This window comes from Ornithinimicrobium cerasi, from assembly GCF_003702705.1.
Taxonomy (GTDB): domain Bacteria; phylum Actinomycetota; class Actinomycetes; order Actinomycetales; family Dermatophilaceae; genus Ornithinicoccus; species Ornithinicoccus cerasi.
In genome coordinates, this window is the sequence record NZ_QZMN01000001.1 from 220,794 (window position 1) to 240,178 (window position 19,385).

A 19,385-nucleotide genomic window follows, 5' to 3' on the forward strand; every position below is an offset into this window, starting at 1 on the left:
TCGGCGCTGCCATGGCGACACCGACCCACCACGGTCCGTCGGGGCACCCGGTGGGGGAGGGAGGGTCAGGTGTCGCGGAAGGGATGCGGCTCGTGGAGCCGCTCCGTGTCCTGCCGGACCATGTCCGGGTCCTCGATCTCACCCTCGGTTAGCTCAGGCTTGTTCCGCAGGTAGAGGATGCTCGCGGCCAGGCCTCCCCACACGACGACGATCGCGACGATCATCATGATGACGGCCGGAGTGGTCATCGGGTCACCTCCTTGTCGACGTCGGGCCACGGCACGAACTTCTCGTCGTCGCGACCCTTCCAGGGTATGGCGGAGAGCACCACCGCCGCGACCACCACGAACACGATCGTGCCCCAGCCGAAGAGGTTCAGGTACCACTGCGGCAGGCCCTCGTAACCGTCGTTGACCAGCGACACGAGCTTCTGCCCGAGCATGATCACCAGGAACGCGGGCGCGACGACGCCGATCAGGGCGATCCAGATCCGGCCGACCTGGAAGGTCGAGACCGCGTTCAGGTGTCGGCGCAGGGTCTCCGACTTGCGGAAGACCCAGACCACCAGGACCGTCATGACGATCGCGGACAGCACGATGCCGACGTTGTTGGCCCACTGGTCGACGGTGTCGAGGGCGAGCAGCCCGGACGTGGTCGAGAACAGCAGCACCGAGAGCACGGCGCAGACCCCGGACACGAGGATGGCGCTTCCGCGCCGCGACAGGCCGAACTTCTCCTGCACGGACGCCGCGACCCCGAGCAGGATCGAGATGATCGAGGTGAAGCCCGCCAGGATCAGCGAGCCGAAGAAGACGACCCCGAAGATGGCGCCACCGGGCATCTCGTTGATGACGGCCGGGAAGGTGACGAAGGACAGGATCGGCCCGGTCAGCCCCTCGAGCTCGGAGACCTGCACCGACTGCTGGTTGGCCATGAAGCCCAGCGTCGCGAAGACCCCGATGCCGGCGAGGATCTCGAAGGAGGAGTTGGCGAACGCGACGACCAGGCCGGAGCTGGTCATGTTGGCCTTGCGCCGCTGGTAGGACGCGTAGGTCACCATGATGCCGAAGGCGATCGACAACGAGAAGAAGATCTGGCTGTAGGCCGCGATCCAGACGTTCAGGTCGGCGAGGGCGCCCCAGTCGGGCGTGAAGAAGGCGTTCAGCCCGTCCATCGCCCCGGGCAGGGTCAGGGCGCGGATCACCAGGCCGAGGAAGGCGACCCCCAGCAGCGGGATGAAGATGACGTTGACCTTCTGCACCCCGGCGGTCACGCCCAGCGCGATGACGACGAGGACGGCGACCCAGACGAGCACCAGCGGCACGGCGACGGCCGGGACGACGGTGGTCGAGATCTCCGGGTCACCCACCTTGAGGTACTCGCCGACGAAGAAGCCCAGGGTGTCCTGGCCCCAGCGCAGGTTGAAGGCGAAGATGAAGTAGCTGGCGGCCCAGGCGATGACCGCGGCGTAGTAGACCGCGATGACGAAGGACAGCATGATCTGGAACCAGCCGAGGGTCTCCGTCGGCTTCGCCATCCGCCGGTAGGCCAGCGGGGCCGCGGCGCGGTAGCGGTGCCCGATGGAGTAGTCGAGGAACAGGATCGGGATTCCGGCGGTGAGGAGCGCCACGAGGTAGGGGATGAGGAAGGCTCCTCCACCGCTCTCGTAGGCGACGCCCGGGAACCGCCAGATGTTGCCCAGCCCGACGGCGGATCCGATGGCAGCGAGGATGAAGCCCGTGGAGGACGTCCACGTCTCGCGCTGCTCGGCCGCGACCGGGGCGTTCGATGTCGTCACGGCAGGACCTCCTTGACACTGGTAGGACGGAACGGTCGGCTGAGCCTAGCGCCAGATCGCCGCGCCCGGGAGGCTACGCGCGGCGCGTCGCGAGCAGGTCGATCGCGTACCGGTAGCCGTGCACGCCCGCCCCCGCGATCACCGCCACCGCGACGGGCGAGAGGTATGACGTGTGCCGGAAGCTCTCGCGCGCGTGCGGGTTGGACAGGTGGACCTCGACGACCGCGAGGTCGGTGGCTCGGACAGCGTCCAGCAGGGCCACCGAGGTGTGCGTGTAGGCGCCTGCGTTGAGCACCACGCCGACCACCTCCTCGTCGGCGGCGGCCTCGTGCAGGGCGTCGACGAGGACCCCCTCGTGGTTGCTCTGCCGGCAGGTCACCTGCAGGCCGTGCTCGCCGGCCGTGCGGGCGCACAGAGCCTCCACGTCCGCGAGGGTGGAGGAGCCGTAGATGTGCGGCTCCCGCGTGCCGAGCAGGTTGAGGTTGGGCCCGTTGAGGACCACGATCCGGCGCGTCATGGGGCCCAGGGTGGCACATCCCGTGCACCGCCCGGGGGCGGACGCCACCCCGCCGCCGACGGTCGCCGCCCCGTTAGGGTGGGCGCATGAACGGCACACCGTGGTGGCGACGTCTGCTCAGTGTCTTCGAGCCCGGGGAGGGGCGCGGGGGCACCTCCTCCCGCGCCAGCTCGGCCGGGTCCCCCGGCAAGGGGGCCAGGGCGGCGCGCCCCGCCGGGGCTCCCCGGCCCGGCCAGCCGAAGGGACGCCCGGGCCGGCTGGCGAGCATCGACCCCGCGCTGCCCGTCCTGGGGCTCGCCGTGACCCGCAGCGGATGGGTGGGCGCCGTGCTCGACCCGTCGGGCCACGGGACCCCGCACCTCGTCGACGGCGTCACGCTCGAGGAGGTGGTCGCGGCCGCCGGGACGGTCACCGTGGTCGCGCTGGACGTCCCCGTCGGGCTGCCGGACGAGGGGCGCCGGGCGGCCGACGTCGCGGCCCGCAAGGAGCTCGGGGGACAGGCCTCCGCCGTCCTGACCACCCCGGTCCGCGAGGCCGTCTACGCCGCCACCTTCGGCGAGGCCAACGCGATCAGCCGCGAGAAGGTCGGCTCCGGCCTGAGCCAGCAGGCCTACGGGCTGCGCCGCCGGATCATGGAGGTGGACGCGTACGTGCGCCAGGACCTGCCGTTCCGCCTGGTCGAGGTGGTGCCGGAGCTCGTCTACACCGACCTGTCGGGCACCCCGCTGACGTCGCGCCGGGGGTCGGCGGAAGGATCGCGCCAGCGGCGCGAGGCGCTGGCCACGGCCGGCCTGTACGCCCCGACCCAGGCACCGGTGGGGGTCGCCACCGACTCGATGCTCGACGCCTGCGCTGCGGCGCTGACGGCCCACCGGGTCAAGAACGGCCAGGCCAGGAGCATCCCCGACGAGCCGGAGACCTACTCGGACGGGATCACCGCGGCGATCCGCGTCTGATCCCGGTCAGCCGCGCAGCGCCCGGTCAGCCGGGCAGCGACCGGTCACGCGGGCAGCGCCGCGTCAGCCCCGCAGCCGCGCGGGGTCGACCCGCTGCTCGTCCAGGGCGACGCCCGGCTTGCGGATCGCCAGCGTGGCCAGGGCGACCGCGCCGACGAGGAAGAGCACGCCCACCGCCATGTGCACACCGGCCAGCGACATCTCGCCCAGGCCGATCTGGACCAGCGCCAGCACCGCCATGCCCGCCGCGTGCATGAGCAGTCCCTTGTTGCCGCTGGCGCGGGACCACAGGAACGCGGCGACGGCCGCGACGAGGGCGACGACGAAGGTGACGTTGCCGACGTTGCCGTGCTGGCCCCCGCCGTCGACCCAGCCGAAACCCACCACCGTCTGCCAGATCGCCAGCAGGGCGGTGAGGACGGCAGTGAGGCGCAGGACGGTCAGCGTCAGGGAGGTGTTCTTCATGGTCCCAGTCTGGCAGACCGTCAGGCGGCGCCGGGCGACGGACCGAGGTCCCGGAGGACCGGCCACGCCTCGAGCATCGCGGGCCCGTACCAGGTCAGCAGGCGCCCGCTCACCAGCCGCGTGGGGGTCCGCACGAACGCCTCCGGACCGTCGTCCGCCGTGAACACGTAGGGCTCGTCCGGCAGCAGCACCACGTCCGCCCCTGCCCCGTCCAGCTCCTCCAGCGCCAGGCCCGGGTAGCGCTCGGCATGGTCGCCGAACACGTTCTCCAGCCCGGCGTGCGCGAGCAGGTCGGTCGTGAAGGTGCGGGAACCGACGACCATCCACGGGTCCCGCCAGATCGGCACCACCACCCGCGACCGGGCGGCGGGGGGCCGACCCGCGCCCCACAGCCGCCCGATCTCCTCGAGCCAGCCCGGACACCCCCACCGGAGGACGTCGACCAGGAGCGTCCGCAGCACCCGCAGGGCGTCGGCGACCGACTCCACGTCCCCGACCCAGACCTGCTGACCCCGCTCACGCAGGCGCCGCACGTCGAGCTCGCGGTTCTCCTCCCGCACGCAGACCACGAGCTCGGGGGCGAGGTCGGCGACCGCGGCCCGGTCCGGGTTCTTCGTCCCGCGGACGCGGGGTATGTCGAGCCCGCTCGGCCGGGTGCACCAGTCGGTCGCGCCGACGAGAGCCTCCGGCCGGGTGGCCGCCATGGCCTCGGTCAGCGAGGGGACGAGCGAGACCACCCGGCGCACCGGGCCGTCGGGCAGCCGGACCTCTCCGCCCACGTCGTCCCGGACGGTCCGGCTCACGCCGGCGGGTCGGGGTGACCGGCCTCGGTCCCGCCAGGGGCGAGCGTCGTGCCGTCCACGATTCGGCCCCCCTCCTCGCCCAGCGTGACCGCGCCGACGACGCGCACGTCGGCCCCGAAGGTCCAGTCCCCCTCGACCTGGAGGCGGCTGGCCTCCACGAGGGAGGGCGGGCCGGCGGGGAAGCGTGCGTCGAAGGCACCGATCATCCCGTAGTGGTCCTTGACCAGGTCGACGACCGGTGCGGGCTCGACGGTGCTCGTGAGCCGCCACGTCCGCGGGTCCAGCCGGTAGACGTCCGAGCGCAGGAGGAGGAGCTCGTTGGTCGTCTTCACCGGGGCGAAGCGCTCCCGGGTCACCCCCACGGAGACCGCGTCCTCGAACAGCTCGACGGCGCCCCCCATCGCGCTCTCGATCTGGATCACCGGGGTGGAGGTCTTGTCGGTGGGGTCGACCGTCTTGGCGTTGCGGATCAGCGGCAGTTCGAGGACCCCGCCCCGCTCGTCGAGCATCCCCCGCAGGCGCTCGAGGTCGAACCACAGGTTGTTGGTGTTGACGTAAGGATGGGTGTCCGCATCCATGAAGTGGACCATCTCCTCCGGCGCCGTCTGCGCCGTGTCGCGCAGCACCAGCCTCCCGTCGCCACGACGCCGGACGAGGTGGCCGCCCTTCTTGTCCATCTCGGTCCGGGGGCACACCTCCGCGGCGTAGCCGGCCCCGCTGCCCGCGAACCAGGCGGCGAGCGCGGCGTCGGGGACGGCTCCGAGGTTGTCGACGTTGGAGACGAAGGCGAAGCGGTAGCCGGCGTCGAGCAACCGGTCGAGCAGCCCGCTGGCGAGCAGGGAGGGGTAGAGGTCCCCGTGGCCGGGCGGGCACCACTCCAGGCGCGGATCGGCGGGCCACTCCACGGGTGTCAGGTCGTCCTCGCGCAGCTTGGGCTCCTGGCTCTGCAGGAAGTCCAGGGGCAGGTCGCCGACGGCGAGCTCGGGGTAGCGGTCCAGCACCTCTACCGTGGCGTCGCGGGTGGAGAAGCTGTCCATCAGCACGAGGGGCAGGCGCACGCCATACCTCTCGCGCAGCGCGAGGACCTGGCGCACCGTGATGTCGAGGAAGGTGAGCCCCTCGTGCACGGGGAGGAGGGACTTGGGGCCGGCCAGACCCATGGAGGTGCCGAGCCCGCCGTTGAGGGTGATCACCACCGTCGCGTCGAGGGCGGACCGGGCAGCGTCCTCGTCGACGGTGAGGTCGGCGTGCTGGACGTCCGGCAGTGCGGGCTCCACGTCGGACTCCGCGATCAGGCCGGTCGCCCCGGCGGCGAGCTTGTCGTAGTGGGCCGCGAAGGTGTCCATGGCCGGCTGGCTGACACCGGCCTCCCGCATCCGATCCAGGGCCAGCGTGCGTCCGTCTGCGCTCATGGTCTCCAACCTACCCAGCAGGACCGACAGCGACCCCGCCACCGTGCGCCAGCAGCCCCTCCGGACAACTACCGTGGCTAGTAGAGTCGGGTCACCCAACGAGGAGGAGAAGGATCATGGACGGACGGCTCGAGGGACGGGTGGCACTGGTGACGGGAGCCGCCAGCGGGATCGGGAGGGCCACGGCGCAACGGCTGCTCGAGGAAGGTGCGGCGGTCCTGGTGACCGACATCCAGGACGAGCTCGGTGCCCGTACGGTCGAGGAGCTGGGCGCCGACGGCGGCCGCGTGATGTTCCTGCGGCACGACGTCACGAGCGAGGGGGACTGGCAGGCCGCCGTGGACACCGCCGTCGCCGAGCTCGGCGGCCTCGACATCCTCGTGAACAACGCCGGGATGGGTGACCTGAAGACCATCGAGGACACCACCCTGGAGGAGTGGCACCGCACCGTCGAGATCGACCAGACGGGTGTCTTCCTGGGGATGAAGATCGCCGCCCCGGCGCTGCGCCGGTCCGAGGGCGCCTCGATCGTCAACATCAGCTCGATCTTCGGCACCAGCGGCGGCTTCGGCACCTCGCCGGCCTACCATGCGGCCAAGGGCGCGGTGCGGACGCTGACCAAGAACGCCGCCGTGCACTGGGCGACCGAGGGGATCCGGGTCAACTCGATCCACCCCGGCTTCATCCTCACCCCGATCCTGGAGCCCACCAGGGGCACCGAGTACTGGGACACGATGATCCAGCTGACGCCGATGGCGCGGCTGGGCGACCCGGCCGACATCGCGGCCGGCGTCGCCTACCTGGCCAGCGACGACGCGAGGTTCGTCACCGGGAGCGAGCTCTACATCGACGGCGGCTTCACGGCGCGCTGACCGCGCGGCCGGTGGGTTGACCTTCACGTCAACCCGCCGGTGCGCCTCGTCTACCATCGGAGTGACCCGACTCGACGAGGAGACCTCAGGTGAAGAACGACCAGTCGGCAGCCACCGCCACCAGCGCCGAGCGCCCGCCCCTGCACACACCGGAGCACCCGGTCCGGATCGTCACCGCGGCCAGCCTCTTCGACGGGCACGACGCTTCCATCAACATCATGCGCCGCATCCTGCAGGGCCAGGGCGCCGAGGTGGTCCACCTGGGGCACAACCGATCGGTGGAGGAGGTCGTCGACGCGGTCCTCGACGAGGACGCGAACGGCGTCGCGGTCTCCTCCTACCAGGGCGGGCACGTCGAGTACTTCGAGTACCTCGTGCAGCGGCTGGCCGAGGCGGGCGCGGGACACGTGCGGGTCGTCGGGGGTGGGGGCGGCGTCATCGTGCCGGAGGAGATCTCCCGCCTGCGGGAGTCGGGCGTCACGATCTTCAGCCCCGAGGACGGGCAGCGCCTGGGACTGCCGGGCATGATCAACACCGTCATCGAGGACTGCGACTGCGACCTCTGGCAGGTCGGCCCCGCCGACGTGGACGCGGTGCTCGCGGGGGATCGCACCGCCGTCGCCCGGGCCATCACGGGGGCCGAGGTCGGTCACCTGCCCGAGGCGGACCGTGCCCGCTACCGGGACGAGGCCGGGTCCGCCGGGAGGACCGTCCCCGTCCTGGGGATCACCGGGACCGGGGGGTCCGGGAAGTCCTCGCTCACCGACGAGCTCGTCCGCCGGCTGCGGATGGACCAGGGTGACCGCTTCCGGGTCGCGGTGATCGCCGTCGACCCGACGCGGCGACGGGGTGGTGGCGCCCTGCTGGGCGACCGGATCCGGATGAACTCCATCACCCGGGGGGGCTTCGCCCCCCCGGGAACCCCCCCGACCGCGTCCGGCGAGAGGCAGACGCCCGCCATCTACTTCCGGTCGATGGCGACCCGGGGGGACCGGGAGATCCCCGAGGCGCTGCCGCTGGCCGTCGACATCCTCAAGGCGGCCGGCTTCGACCTCGTGATCGTGGAGACCCCGGGCATCGGCCAGGGGGACGCGGGCATCGTCCCCTACGTCGACGCGTCGCTGTACGTCATGACGCCGGAGTTCGGCGCCGCGTCGCAGCTGGAGAAGATCGACATGCTCGACTTCGCCGACGTGGTGGCCATCAACAAGTTCGAGCGCCGTGGCGCCCTGGACGCGCTGCGCGACGTGGGGCGCCAGCTGGTGCGCAACCGGGAGGCCTTCGGCAAGCGGCCCGAGGACATGCCGGTCTTCGGCACCTCCGCCGCCACCTTCAACGACGACGGCGTGACAGCCCTCTACCAGGAGCTGCGAGAGCTGCTGGCCGGCAAGGGTCTGCCGGTCGGTCCCGGGTCGCTGCCCCAGGTGGACGTGCGCCACTCGTCCACGATCCGTCAGGTCGTCCCGCCGCGTCGGGTGCGCTACCTCGCCGAGATCGCCGACACCGTCCGCACCTACCACGAGGACACCGAACGCTTCGCCCGGGCGGCCCGACGGGTCGAGCGCCTGGCCGCGGTCGACGACGAGCTCGCGTCCACCGGGCGCACCGGCCACGGTGTCGACGAGCTCCTCGAGTCGGCGCGCCAGGAGGTCCCCGCCGAGATCCAGGAGATGCAGGAGCGCTGGCCCACGGTCGTCGAGTCCTACTCCGGCGAGGAGCAGGTCGTGCGGGTGCGGGAGCGCGAGCTGCGCACCCGGCTGGTCAAGGAGTCGCTGAGCGGGAACCGCATACCCCGCGTCGCGCTGCCCCCCTACGACGAGGCGGGTGCTCTCGTCCGCTACTGGAGGCGGGAGAACCTGCCCGGCTTCTTCCCCTTCACCGCCGGGGTGTTCCCCTTCAAGCGGGAGGGTGAGGACCCCGCGCGCATGTTCGCGGGGGAGGGCGACCCGTTCCGGACCAACCGCCGCTTCAAGCTGCTCTCGGAGGGGCAGCCGGCCACGAGGCTCTCCACCGCGTTCGACTCGGTGACGCTCTACGGCCAGGACCCCGCGGAGCGTCCCGACATCTACGGCAAGGTCGGCACCTCAGGGGTGTCCGTCGCCACGCTGGACGACATGAAGGCGCTCTACGACGGGTTCGACCTGGTCAGCCCCACGACCTCGGTGTCGATGACCATCAACGGCCCGGCGCCGACGGTCCTGGCGTTCTTCCTCAACACGGCCATCGACCAGCAGCTCGACGCCTTCCGGGAGCGCGAGGGGCGCGAGCCCTCCGGGGCGGAGGCGGAGGAGCTGCGCGCCTACGCGCTGCAGAACGTCCGCGGCACCGTGCAGGCCGACATCCTCAAGGAGGACCAGGGGCAGAACACCTGCCTGTTCACCACGGAGTTCTCGCTGCGGATGATGGGTGACATCCAGCAGTGGTTCATCGACCAGGGCGTGCGCAACTTCTACTCGGTCAGCATCTCCGGCTACCACATCGCCGAGGCCGGGGCCAACCCCATCAGCCAGCTGGCGTTCACACTCGCCAACGGCTTCACCTATGTCGAGTCCTACCTCGCGCGCGGGATGGACGTCAACGACTTCGCCCCGAACCTCAGCTTCTTCTTCTCCAACGGGATGGACCCGGAGTACAGCGTCATCGGACGGGTGGCCCGCCGGATCTGGGCGGTCGCGATGCGCGAGAAGTACGTCGCGAACGAGCGCAGCCAGAAGCTGAAGTACCACGTCCAGACGTCCGGCCGGTCGCTGCACGCCCAGGAGATGGACTTCAACGACATCCGCACCACGCTGCAGGCGCTGATCGCCATCTACGACAACGCCAACAGCCTGCACACCAACGCCTACGACGAGGCGATCACCACGCCCTCGGAGGAGTCGGTGCGTCGCGCGCTCGCCATCCAGCTCATCATCAACAAGGAGTGGGGCCTGGCGATGAACGAGAACCCGAACCAGGGCTCGTTCATCCTCGAGCAGCTGACCGACCTCGTGGAGGAGGCGGTGCTGCTGGAGTTCGACCGCATCTCCGAGCGGGGTGGCGTCCTCGGCGCGATGGAGACTGGCTACCAGCGCGGCAAGATCCAGGACGAGTCGATGCTCTACGAGCACCGCAAGCACGACGGCACGCTGCCGATCGTCGGCGTCAACACCTTCCGCCGCCCCGAGTCCGAGCGGGAGGTCGTCCAGGTCGAGCTGGCCCGGGCGACCGAGACCGAGAAGGAGTCGCAGCTGCGGCGGGTCGCCGAGTTCCAGGAGCAGCACGCCGACGAGGCGACCGAGGCGCTGGACCGGCTCCGGGAGGCGGCGCTGAGCGGCGACAACGTCTTCGCGGTGCTCATGGACGCGGCGCGGGTGTGCTCGCTCGGGCAGATCACCGCGGCGTTCTTCGAGGTCGGCGGACAGTACCGCCGCAACGTCTGACGGCTCCTATCTGGGCGGCCGTCCTCCGGGAGGAGCGACCGCGACCGGCTCCTGACGGACCGCGGGCGCCTCAGACGTGCAGGCTCTCCGCCTCGATGAGACCCATCGACCGGGCGCGGTTGACCGCCGAGAGGCGGTCCCCGACGCCGAGCTTGCCGTAGATGTTGGCGAGGTGGTGGTGCACGGTCCGGGGAGAGATCTCGGCCTGGTGGGCGATGCGCGCGGCGGTGTGTCCCCGCGCCAGCAGCTCGAGGACCACCTGCTCACGGGTGGTGAGGTGCACGATCCGTGCCTCCGGCTCCGGCATTGCGTCGGGGTCGAGGATCCGGTTGAGGGCCACCAGCACCGGCTGCACCATCGACAGGACCGCCAGGTCGGCGTCGGTGAAGTCCTCGCCGAGACGGCCGAGCATGACGCACACGAAGGCCGGTCCCGTGCGGACCGGCACGGTGACCAGCTGGTCCACACCCCAGACCCGGCGGATCTCCTCCCGCCGCGGCGACCCTGTCCAGGCAGACCCGACGGCGCGCGACATGGTCGTCACCGCGTCGTGACCGTCCCGGACGGGGGCGAGCAGCGGGTCCGACCGTGGGACCACCCGCAGGAGCGGTTCCACGCGCGCGGGCGTCGCGGTCGCCGGGGCAGGCCCGATGCGCCGCACCTCCCACCCGTCGTCCCGGGCGTGCACCACGAGCCCGAGCTCCGCCCGGACCGCGTGGACGACGGCGTCCACAGCGTGGGTGAGGCGCTCCACCGCGGTCCCCTCGCTGGCCGCGACCCGCTGCAGCACCTCGACGGCCACCCGGTAGGCGTCGATGGGGACCTCGGTGCTCATGGGCCCACTCTGGCCTGTCCCGGCTCTCCTGTAAATCACCCCGGGGAGAAGGGTGTGGACGACGCGCGACACCTGTCGGACGCCCCGCCTACCCTCGTCCTGTGCCACCCGACCTCGCCGCCGCCTCGTGGGTGCTCCGCGTCAGCCGGTCCGACCTCGCCGACGCGGTCGGCATCGCGACCCTGACCCGCGGGGAGGGGTATGCCGCGGACGGCCGGGTGCGCACGCTCGTCACCGCGCTCGACGGGGGAACGCTGCTCGGCACGGTCCTGGGGAGCCGGCGCACGGTCTACCAGACCATCGTCCGGCGGATCGGTGCCGACGGTCCCGGCTGGGTCGGCCAGTGCAGCTGCCCCGTCGGTTACGACTGCAAGCACGCGGTCGCGGTCGTGGTCGAGACGCAGCGACGGCTCTCGGGCGCCGGTGCCCGCAGCGGGTGGGAGACCGCCCTCGCGCCCCTGGTCCGGGCCATCCCCGGGGGTGCCGCCGCGTCGGGGGGCGAGGGTGCCTCGGACGCGGCCGGGCGGGATACTGTCGCGCTGGCCCTGGAGGTGTCAGTAGGACCGGGTCTGGCCGTGGGCGGGGAGTCGGCGCGGGTGCTCTTACGGCCCGTGCGCGAGGGGCGGGGCGGTCGCTGGGTGCGGACGGGCGTGAGCTGGCGCCACCTGTCCAGCGCCTGGGCCTCGCCGGAGGTCCTGCCCCACCACCGCTCCGTGGTCGGCCAGCTCATGACGGTGGCCCGGGGCAGCGGCGGCCACACGGCGTGGGGCGCGGACCAGCTGGGCCTCGACGACCTCGGACCGGTCGCGTGGCCGCTGCTGCAGCAGTGCGTGGCGGCCGGTGTCGAGCTGGTCCCCGGCACCGCCCTCACGGCCGTGGCGGTGCGGACCGACCCCGTGACCGTCACGCTGGACCTGTCCCGGCACGGGTCCGGCGCGCTGGTGCTGCGTCCGGGGCTCTCCGCCGACCCACCACCTCAGGTCGGCGGCCGGCAGTTCCTGCTCGGCAATCCGCCGCACGGGGTCGGCCATCTCGCCGACGACGGGCTGCTGAGCCTGTGGCCGCTGCGCGAACCGCCGCCTCCCTCGGCCGTGCCGCTCCTCGAGCGGGCCGACCCGCTGGAGGTGCCGGTCGAGGAGGTGCCCAGGTTCCTCGCCCTCTACCGCCCGGTGCTGTCCCGGGTGGTCACGCTCAGCTCCGCCGACGGCAGTGTGCCGCCGCTGGAACCGACCCGACCGACGCTGCTCCTGCGCCTCACGCCCCGGCCCTCCCACCAGCTGCTGCTCGAGTGGGCCTTCCGGTATGCCGTCCCCGGGACGCCGGACCCCTCCGTCACCACGGTGGCCCTCGACGACCACGGCCAGCCCCGCGACACCGAGGGGGAGGCAGCGGTGACGGACACGGTCCTGCCCGTGCTCGAGCAGCTGCCGGGTCTCGTGGACCGGTCCGCCCGGCCGCGACCCCGGCCCTACCCGACGGTGACGATCACGGGCGGGCGGACGGCGCGGTTCGTCGAGGAGCTGCTGCCCCGGCTCCGCGAGCTGAGCGACGTCGAGGTCCTCGTCGAGGGCGAGCTGCCCGACTACGGCGAGGCCGAGGAGGCTCCGGTCGTGCGGCTCAGCACCACCCAGGGTGAGGTCGAGGACTGGTTTGACCTCCACGTCCAGGTCACCGTCGGGGACCAGCAGGTGCCGTTCGAGGAGCTGTTCGCGGCGCTGGCCAGGGGGGACGAGGTCATGCTGCTCGAGAGCGGGACCTGGTTCACGCTCGACCGGCCGGAGCTGCAGAGCCTGCGCACCCTCATCGACGAGGCTCGCGACCTCGAGGACGGCCCGCCGCGCCCGGGGAGGGTGAGCGTCACGGCATACCAGGCGGGGCTGTGGGAGGAGTTCCTCCGGCTGGGGATCGTCGAGGAGCAGGACGACGCCTGGCGGCGGTCGGTGGACGGGCTGCTCCAGCTCGGCGGGGCGGACCTCGGACTCGTGCAGCAGCCCGCGGGGCTGCGTGCGCAGCTCCGGCCGTACCAGCTCGAGGGTCACCGCTGGCTGAGCACGCTCTGGGACGCCCGGCTGGGAGGAGTGCTGGCCGACGACATGGGGCTGGGCAAGACGTTGCAGGCGCTGGCCATGATCACACGGGCTGAGGACCGGGGCGACCTGGCCGAGGGACCGGTGCTCGTCGTGGCACCCACCAGCGTCGTGTCCACGTGGGCCGAGGAGACCGCGCGCTTCGCACCCCACCTGCGGGTCGCGACGGTCACGGCGACCGCTCGTCGGCGGGGGAGCGACCTCGCGACGGCCGTCGGTGCCGCCGACGTCGTCGTCACGTCCTACACGCTGCTCCGGCTGGAGAGCGAGGGGTACGAGGCGCTGCCCTGGAGCGGGGTGGTGCTCGACGAGGCGCAGTTCGTGAAGAACTACCGGTCGGCGACCTACCAGGCGGTACGGCGGGTCTGCGGTCCTCGGACGTTCGTCATCACCGGCACCCCGCTGGAGAACAACCTCATGGACCTGTGGTCCATGACCTCGCTCGCCGCCCCCGGGCTCTTCCCCCGCCCGGAGGTGTTCACGCACCGCTACCGCCGGCCGATCGAGGCCGGCGACTCGCCGGAGGTGCTCGACCGGCTGCGTCGTCGGCTGCGACCGTTCATGCTGCGGCGCACCAAGTCTCAGGTGGCGACCGAGCTGCCCCCCAAGATCGAGCAGACCCTGCACGTCGCCCTGCACCCGGCGCACCAGAAGGTCTACGACCGGCACCTCCAGCGTGAGCGGCAGCGGGTCCTCGGCCTCCTGGAGGACCTCGACCGCAACCGGGTCGCGATCTTCCGGGCGCTCACGGTGCTGCGCCAGCTCGCCCTCGACCCGTCACTGGTGTCCGAGGAGCACACCGGGCTGGCCACCTCGGCGAAGATCAGCTCGTTGGTCGAGCAGCTGACCGAGCTCGCGGCGGAGGGGCACCGGGCGCTCGTCTTCTCCAGCTTCACCGGGTTCCTGGCCAAGGTGCGCCTGGCTCTGGGGGAGGCGGGCATCGGGCACAGCTATCTCGACGGCAGCACCCGCGGCGACGTGCGGGCGAGCCGCATCAGCGGCTTCAGGGAGGGCGACGACCCGGTCTTCCTGATCAGTCTCAAGGCGGGCGGTTTCGGGCTCACGCTGACGGAGGCCGACTACGTGTTCGTCCTCGACCCCTGGTGGAACCCGGCTGCCGAGGCGCAGGCGGTCGACCGGACGCACCGCATCGGGCAGACGCGGCCGGTGAACGTCTACCGGATGGTCTCGACCGGGACGATCGAGGAGAAGGTGGTCGCCCTGCAGCAGCGCAAGCGTGACCTGTTCGCGACCGTCGTCGACGCCGGGGAGTTCCGGGCCGGCGGCATCTCTGCCGAGGACATCCGGGACCTGCTGGACGGGTGAGGACGCGTTCCGGCCTCCAGCCGGGCCCGCCCGTCGGGGGAGGACTCGTCCGGCCTCCAGCCGGGCTGGCCCGTCGGGTGAGGATGGGGCATGGCCACCACCCTCGACCACCTCGTACTCGTCACCAGCGACCTCGAGGCCGGGATGCTCGAGCTGGCCCGGCGCACCGGCGTCGAGCCGGTGCTGGGCGGCAGCCACCCGGGACTGGGGACCCGCAACGCCCTGCTCGGTCTGTCCTGGGGTGGTCAGCGTCGCTGCTACCTCGAGCTGCTCGCTCCGGACCCGTCGCAGGGCGAGGTACCGGGCGACCGGACGATGCTGGATCTCGGGGCCCGGCTGACGGAGGGCCTGGGCGAGACGGTGCGACCCCACACGTGGGTGGTTCGACCCGACGACCTCGACACCACGCTGGCGGCCGCGACAGATGCGGGCGTCGAGGTGGGCGAGGTCGTGGAGGCAGCACGGGCCAGGCCCGACGGCACGGTGCTGAGCTGGCGCCTCGCGGTGCCCCGCCCCCTCGGTCTCGGCGGTGTGCAGCCGTCGCTGATCGACTGGGGACCGGTCGGGCACCCGAGCGACACCGCCGGACCTGTCCTGGAGCTGGAGGACCTGGTGCTAAGGCACCCGGATCCCGCGCGCGCTCGTCGGGTGCTCGACATCCTCGGTGTCGACCACCACGTCGGACCGGGCGATGAGGCGCGACTGACGTTCGTCCTCAGGACGCCCAGGGGCCGGATCGTCCTGCGGTGATGACGTCGATCCTGCCGACCCGGTCTGCAGAGCCGGGACAGCGGGGTAAGCCGCTCGCCCGGCTCATCGCATGCGCGGCATGCCGATAACCCGACCGGGTGGGCCGGGTGCGGGGCGTGATGGCTAGACCTTGACGGTGGCGTAGCCGCCGGCGACGGTGATCCCCAGGTTCCTGTCGTGGACGTGGGTGTGGTGGCGCGGACAGAGCAGGGCGAGCGTGTCGATGTCGGTCGGCCCACCCCTGCACCACCAGACGATGTGGTGCGCCTCGCACCACGTGGCCGGCACGGTGCACCCGGGGTAGACGCACCCCTCATCCCGGACGACGAGGGCCTTGAACTGCCCCGCGCTCGCGAGTCGCTGGGTGCGGCCCAGTCGGAGGGGTTCGTCGTGCTCGCCCAGGACCACCGGGGTCAGGTCTCCGGTGCACGCGAACCGCCCCGCCTGGGAGGCGGTGAGGACCTGCCCGGTCTGCGTGCACGCCGCGCCCTGCGGCCGCCCGGTGGCCGGGTCCGCCCTGACTGTGATGATCACCGAGGCCCGCGCGGCGGAGGGTGGCGCACCGGGGTGGCCCAGGCCACGGCCCACGACCACCATGAGCGCGTCGTAGCGACGCGCCCCTGCCGGTCGGGGGTCGGGCAGACCGTCCTCACCGGGGCACGCGTGATCGACATACCCCCACCCCATCACCGACGGCTGACAGACCCTCCCCGAGGCTCTGACCAGCACCGACCCCAGCGGCACCACGGACCTGGCCCGGGGGGCGCCCGGTCTGCCACCCTGGAGGCATGGTCCGCGAGCCACCGACCGACCTGCGTGCGCTGTGGGACTTCGACGACCCGGGCGGCAGCGAGGAACGCTTCCGCGACGTGGTGCGACGCACGACCGGGAAGGACCGGCAGCTCGCGCTCACCCAGGTCGCCCGGGCCCTGGGACTGCTCGGTCGCTTCGACGAGGGGCACGCCGTGCTGGACGCGCTGGACCACGACCACGCCGATGCCGAGGTCGCGGTGCGGGGCGCGCTGGAGCGCGGCCGGCTCCTGCGCTCCTCCGGTGACCCGTCTGCGGCCCGCGCGCACCTCACCTCGGCCGCCGAGCGCGCCGGCTCGGCGGGCCTGGAGGAGCTCCAGGTCGACGCGCTCCACATGCTCGCGCTCGCGGCACTTCCCGACGAGCAGGAGTCGTGCGCACTCAGGGCCCTGGACGTCGCCCGCCACGCCCGTGACCCCCGCGCCCGGGACTGGGACGCCTCGCTCCTGAACAACCTCGGCATGACCTACGCCGACGCCGGCGACTTCGCGAGGGCGCTGGAGACGTTCCAGGAGGCGCTGCGTGCCCGCGAGCGCATCGGCGACCCCGCGACCACACGCGTGGCCCGCTGGATGGTCGCCTGGGCGCTGCGCAACCTCGGGAGGACCGAGGAGGCCCGCCGCCTCCAGCTCGCGCTCCGCGAGGAGCTGCGGGCCGTCGGAGGCTCCGACGCCTACGTCGAGGAGGAGCTCGCGCTGCTGGGGTCGCCCGAGGACGGGGACCGCTCCGCCGGCGGCTCGGAGGCCGGGGAGACCGGGTGGCGGTAGGCGGACCACAGCAGGTAGGCGCCGGCCAGGATCATCGGCAGCGACAGGATCTGACCCATCGTCAGCCAGTCCAGCGCCAGGTAGCCGATGTGCTCGTCCGGGATGCGCAGGAACTCCACGGCGCTGCGGAACACGCCGTAGAGGAGCAGGAACGCGCCGGACACCGCCCGCAGCGGCGGCCGGCGCAGCGCGTAGAGCCACAGCACCGCGAAGAGGACCAGCCCCTCGAGCAGCGCCTCGTAGAGCATCGTCGGGTGCCTGGGCAGGTCGCCCGCACCGGGGAAGACCATGCCCCACGGGACGTCGGTGGTCTTGCCCCAGAGCTCGCCGTTGATGAAGTTGCCGATCCGACCGAAGAAGAGCCCCAGCGGCACGAGCGGCGCCACGAAGTCGCCCACCTCGAAGAAGCGCCGCCCGGTCTTGCGCGCGTAGAGCCACATCGCCCCGAGGACGCCGAGGAGGCCCCCGTGGAACGACATACCTCCCTCGTTCAGGCGGACGAGGTAGAGCGGGTCCTCGAGGAGGTTGTCCAGCCCGTAGAAGAGGACGTAGCCCACGCGCCCGCCCAGCACCACGCCGAGCGCGCAGTAGAGGATGAGGTCGCTGACCTCGTCACCGTCCCACCCCGACCCCGCCCGGCGTGCGCGCAGGGTGCCCAGCCACCAGGCGAGCACGAAGCCGAGCGCGTACATGACCCCGTACCAGTGGATGGTCAGCGGCCCGACGTCGAAGGACGGCACGATGTCCGGGTAGGGGATCTCCGCTCTCACGACCGGCACCCTACCGACCCGACCTGGGTGACCCCGTCCGGCGCCGGGAGCCGGACGGCCAAGGTCACGAATCAGCAACGTCGGCGTGCCGGGCACCTCGTGAGCACGGAAGGTGTGCGTCTACTGGTGGGCACTGACCCGACCCGGAGGGGACCGACGGATGAGACTGCGCAGGTATGACGTTCCCGCGCCGGCGAGCAGGCTCGGACTGCACCGGCGCACGGTGCTGCGGGGCGGGCTCGGCCTGGTGATGGGTGCCGTCGTGGGCGGCCTGGACGACGACCTCGACAGCGTCAGCGTCACCGAGCCCGACCCGCCCGTGGCAGCCCCGCGGCCCGCGCCGGAGCCCGCACCGACACCAGAGCCGGAGCCGGAGCCCGAGCCGGAGCCCGTCCCGCCACCCGCGCCCACCGAGTTCCGTCGCGGCGACCAGGGCGCGCTGGTCCTGACCCTGCAGGAGCGGCTCAACGCCGCCGGCTACTGGTGCGGGGCGCCCGACGGCGGCTTCGGCCACCTCACCGAGCAGGCCGTCTGGGCGGTGCAGAAGGCCCACGGCCTGACGCGCGACGCCGTGGCCGGGCCGATCACCCTCGCGGCCCTGGAGACCGGTCGCCGCCCGGCCCCCGCCTCCGGCGGCGACCACCTCGAGGTGCACCTCGCCTCCCAGCTCATCCTCCTGGTCCGTGGCGGCGCCACCACCATGGTGCTCAACACCTCGACCGGCAACGGCGAGCCGTACACCTTCGGGGGCCACGACTACATCGCACGCACGCCCACGGGAGACTTCGCCGTCTGGTACACCGACGGCTCCGGCTGGCGGGACGGCGAGCTCGGCCGCCTCTACCGCCCGATGTTCTACGACGGCAACTACGCCGTCCACGGCTCGGACTCCATCCCCGCCTGGCCCGCGTCGCACGGCTGTGCACGGGTGTCGACCGCGGCGATGGACATGATCTGGGCCCAGGGGCTGCTGAGCATGGGTGGCCGCGTCCTCGTCGTCTGACCGAGGGGCACCGGTCCGCGCGAGCGGGGCGACGTCATACCCTCGGGTCGTGCACCCCTGCTGGCGACCGGCGCCGGAGCCCCTCGAGGTGGGCGGGCCCGACCACCGCGCCTACGTCGCCCTCTACCTCACCCTGCTGGTGCTCCTCCTCACCCGTCGCGAGCTCGTGCGTCGCCGCCAGGAACTCGTGCGCCGGCTCGTGGTCGCGGTCACCGTCGGCCAGCAGGTCGCGATGTACGGCTACCACGCGCACCACCGGGAGGGCCCGGCAGAGAGCCTGCCCCTTCACATCTGCCGGGTGGCCACGCTCGCCGGTCTCGTCTGGCTGCTCACCGACCACCCGTGGGCGATGGACGTCGTCTTCTACTTCGGTCTCTACGCCTACGTCAGCCTCGTCTACCCGTGGGGGATCGCGCGGACGGACCACGCCATGGGCTGGAGCTTCGCGGTCAACCACGTGCTGACCCTGCTGCTGCCGGTCCTCGCGGCGACGACCCACGGGTGGGTGCCGACGCTCGCAGGACTGGCCCGCGCCTACGCGGCCTTCCTCGTCTACCTCGCGGTGGCGGAGCGGGTCAACCGCGTGACCGGCGGCAACTACTTCTACCTGCGCGAGCGACCGCTGCTCGTCGGCGTGCCCGAGCGGCGCAGCGGCAGGGTGGCGGCGGCCGTCACCCTGGTCGTCTTCGGTCTCGGGTATGCCGCCTCCCGCCTGGTCGTCCGCCGTCCCGGCTGACGTCTGCCGGCCGGCACCGCCCCCGCGCAGCTTCCGGCCCTGACCCGCGCGGGGTGCGG

17 protein-coding genes are annotated in these 19,385 nt (G+C 72.4%); 8 read left to right on the top strand and 9 right to left on the bottom strand.

Annotated features, from left to right (window positions below):
* Positions 1-65 precede the first annotated feature (65 nt).
* From D4B81_RS01040 to aroQ, 3 genes are all read right to left on the bottom strand, one after another.
* Positions 66-248, bottom strand: coding sequence for a methionine/alanine import family NSS transporter small subunit (locus D4B81_RS01040; RefSeq protein ID WP_097186460.1), 183 nt, complete (start codon positions 246-248; stop codon positions 66-68).
* On the bottom strand, positions 245-1,798 hold the full coding sequence (locus tag D4B81_RS01045; RefSeq protein ID WP_122260676.1) for a sodium-dependent transporter: 1,554 nt from the start codon (positions 1,796-1,798) through the stop codon (positions 245-247). Before D4B81_RS01045 ends, D4B81_RS01040 begins: the two co-directional genes overlap by 4 nt.
* A 73-nt stretch (positions 1,799-1,871) precedes the next feature.
* A complete protein-coding gene (aroQ, locus tag D4B81_RS01050; RefSeq protein WP_122260677.1) occupies positions 1,872-2,315 on the bottom strand; it encodes a type II 3-dehydroquinate dehydratase in 444 nt (147 codons plus the stop codon).
* Between the two features lie 86 nt (positions 2,316-2,401).
* On the opposite strand from aroQ, the gene D4B81_RS01055 reads away from it, so the two are divergent.
* Positions 2,402-3,271, top strand: coding sequence for a DUF429 domain-containing protein (locus tag D4B81_RS01055; protein ID WP_122260678.1), 870 nt, complete (start codon positions 2,402-2,404; stop codon positions 3,269-3,271).
* 63 nt (positions 3,272-3,334) lie between these two features.
* Here the strand turns inward: D4B81_RS01055 and D4B81_RS01060 are convergent, their stop codons facing one another.
* The 3 genes from D4B81_RS01060 to D4B81_RS01070 are packed head-to-tail and all read right to left on the bottom strand — an operon-like array spanning position 3,335 to position 5,951.
* The gene (locus D4B81_RS01060) at positions 3,335-3,736 is read right to left on the bottom strand and encodes a hypothetical protein (RefSeq protein WP_122260679.1); all 402 of its coding nucleotides are present in this window, start codon (positions 3,734-3,736) and stop codon (positions 3,335-3,337) included.
* A gap of 20 nt (positions 3,737-3,756) precedes the next feature.
* Positions 3,757-4,539, bottom strand: coding sequence for a helical backbone metal receptor (locus D4B81_RS01065; protein WP_122260680.1), 783 nt, complete (start codon positions 4,537-4,539; stop codon positions 3,757-3,759).
* Positions 4,536-5,951 (bottom strand): UTP--glucose-1-phosphate uridylyltransferase, encoded by a 1,416-nt coding sequence (locus D4B81_RS01070; protein ID WP_161964944.1) that lies wholly within the window; start codon positions 5,949-5,951, stop codon positions 4,536-4,538. Before D4B81_RS01070 ends, D4B81_RS01065 begins: the two co-directional genes overlap by 4 nt.
* A gap of 116 nt (positions 5,952-6,067) precedes the next feature.
* Between D4B81_RS01070 and D4B81_RS01075 the strand changes: the two genes are divergently transcribed.
* Positions 6,068-6,823, top strand: coding sequence for an SDR family NAD(P)-dependent oxidoreductase (locus D4B81_RS01075; RefSeq protein WP_122260682.1), 756 nt, complete (start codon positions 6,068-6,070; stop codon positions 6,821-6,823).
* An 89-nt stretch (positions 6,824-6,912) separates the two neighbouring features.
* The gene (gene icmF, locus D4B81_RS01080; RefSeq protein WP_202613513.1) at positions 6,913-10,242 is read left to right on the top strand and encodes a fused isobutyryl-CoA mutase/GTPase IcmF; all 3,330 of its coding nucleotides are present in this window, start codon (positions 6,913-6,915) and stop codon (positions 10,240-10,242) included.
* Positions 10,243-10,312: 70 nt separating this feature from the next.
* Here the strand turns inward: icmF and D4B81_RS01085 are convergent, their stop codons facing one another.
* The gene (locus D4B81_RS01085; protein ID WP_122260683.1) at positions 10,313-11,077 is read right to left on the bottom strand and encodes a helix-turn-helix transcriptional regulator; all 765 of its coding nucleotides are present in this window, start codon (positions 11,075-11,077) and stop codon (positions 10,313-10,315) included.
* A gap of 101 nt (positions 11,078-11,178) precedes the next feature.
* Between D4B81_RS01085 and D4B81_RS01090 the strand changes: the two genes are divergently transcribed.
* Both D4B81_RS01090 and D4B81_RS01095 read left to right on the top strand, forming a co-directional pair.
* Positions 11,179-14,490 (top strand): DEAD/DEAH box helicase, encoded by a 3,312-nt coding sequence (locus D4B81_RS01090; RefSeq protein WP_237565734.1) that lies wholly within the window; start codon positions 11,179-11,181, stop codon positions 14,488-14,490.
* 90 nt (positions 14,491-14,580) lie between these two features.
* Positions 14,581-15,240, top strand: coding sequence for a VOC family protein (locus D4B81_RS01095; protein WP_122260684.1), 660 nt, complete (start codon positions 14,581-14,583; stop codon positions 15,238-15,240).
* A 123-nt stretch (positions 15,241-15,363) separates the two neighbouring features.
* Here the strand turns inward: D4B81_RS01095 and D4B81_RS01100 are convergent, their stop codons facing one another.
* Entirely contained in the window at positions 15,364-15,927 is a 564-nt protein-coding gene (locus tag D4B81_RS01100) for an HNH endonuclease signature motif containing protein (RefSeq protein WP_122260685.1), read from the bottom strand.
* A gap of 101 nt (positions 15,928-16,028) precedes the next feature.
* On the opposite strand from D4B81_RS01100, the gene D4B81_RS01105 reads away from it, so the two are divergent.
* A complete protein-coding gene (locus D4B81_RS01105; RefSeq protein WP_122260686.1) occupies positions 16,029-16,817 on the top strand; it encodes a tetratricopeptide repeat protein in 789 nt (262 codons plus the stop codon).
* On the opposite strand, the gene lgt is transcribed toward D4B81_RS01105, so the two are convergent.
* Positions 16,724-17,587 carry a prolipoprotein diacylglyceryl transferase gene (lgt, locus tag D4B81_RS01110; protein ID WP_237565735.1) on the bottom strand — a complete coding sequence of 288 codons (864 nt, stop codon included), beginning with the start codon at positions 17,585-17,587 and terminating at the stop codon, positions 16,724-16,726. The two genes, D4B81_RS01105 and lgt, sit on opposite strands and share 94 nt — an antisense overlap.
* A 160-nt stretch (positions 17,588-17,747) precedes the next feature.
* Between lgt and D4B81_RS01115 the strand changes: the two genes are divergently transcribed.
* Positions 17,748-18,590, top strand: coding sequence for a L,D-transpeptidase family protein (locus tag D4B81_RS01115; protein ID WP_237565736.1), 843 nt, complete (start codon positions 17,748-17,750; stop codon positions 18,588-18,590).
* A gap of 49 nt (positions 18,591-18,639) precedes the next feature.
* Entirely contained in the window at positions 18,640-19,326 is a 687-nt protein-coding gene (locus tag D4B81_RS01120; RefSeq protein ID WP_161964946.1) for a YwaF family protein, read from the top strand.
* The last annotated feature ends 59 nt before the right edge of the window (positions 19,327-19,385 follow it).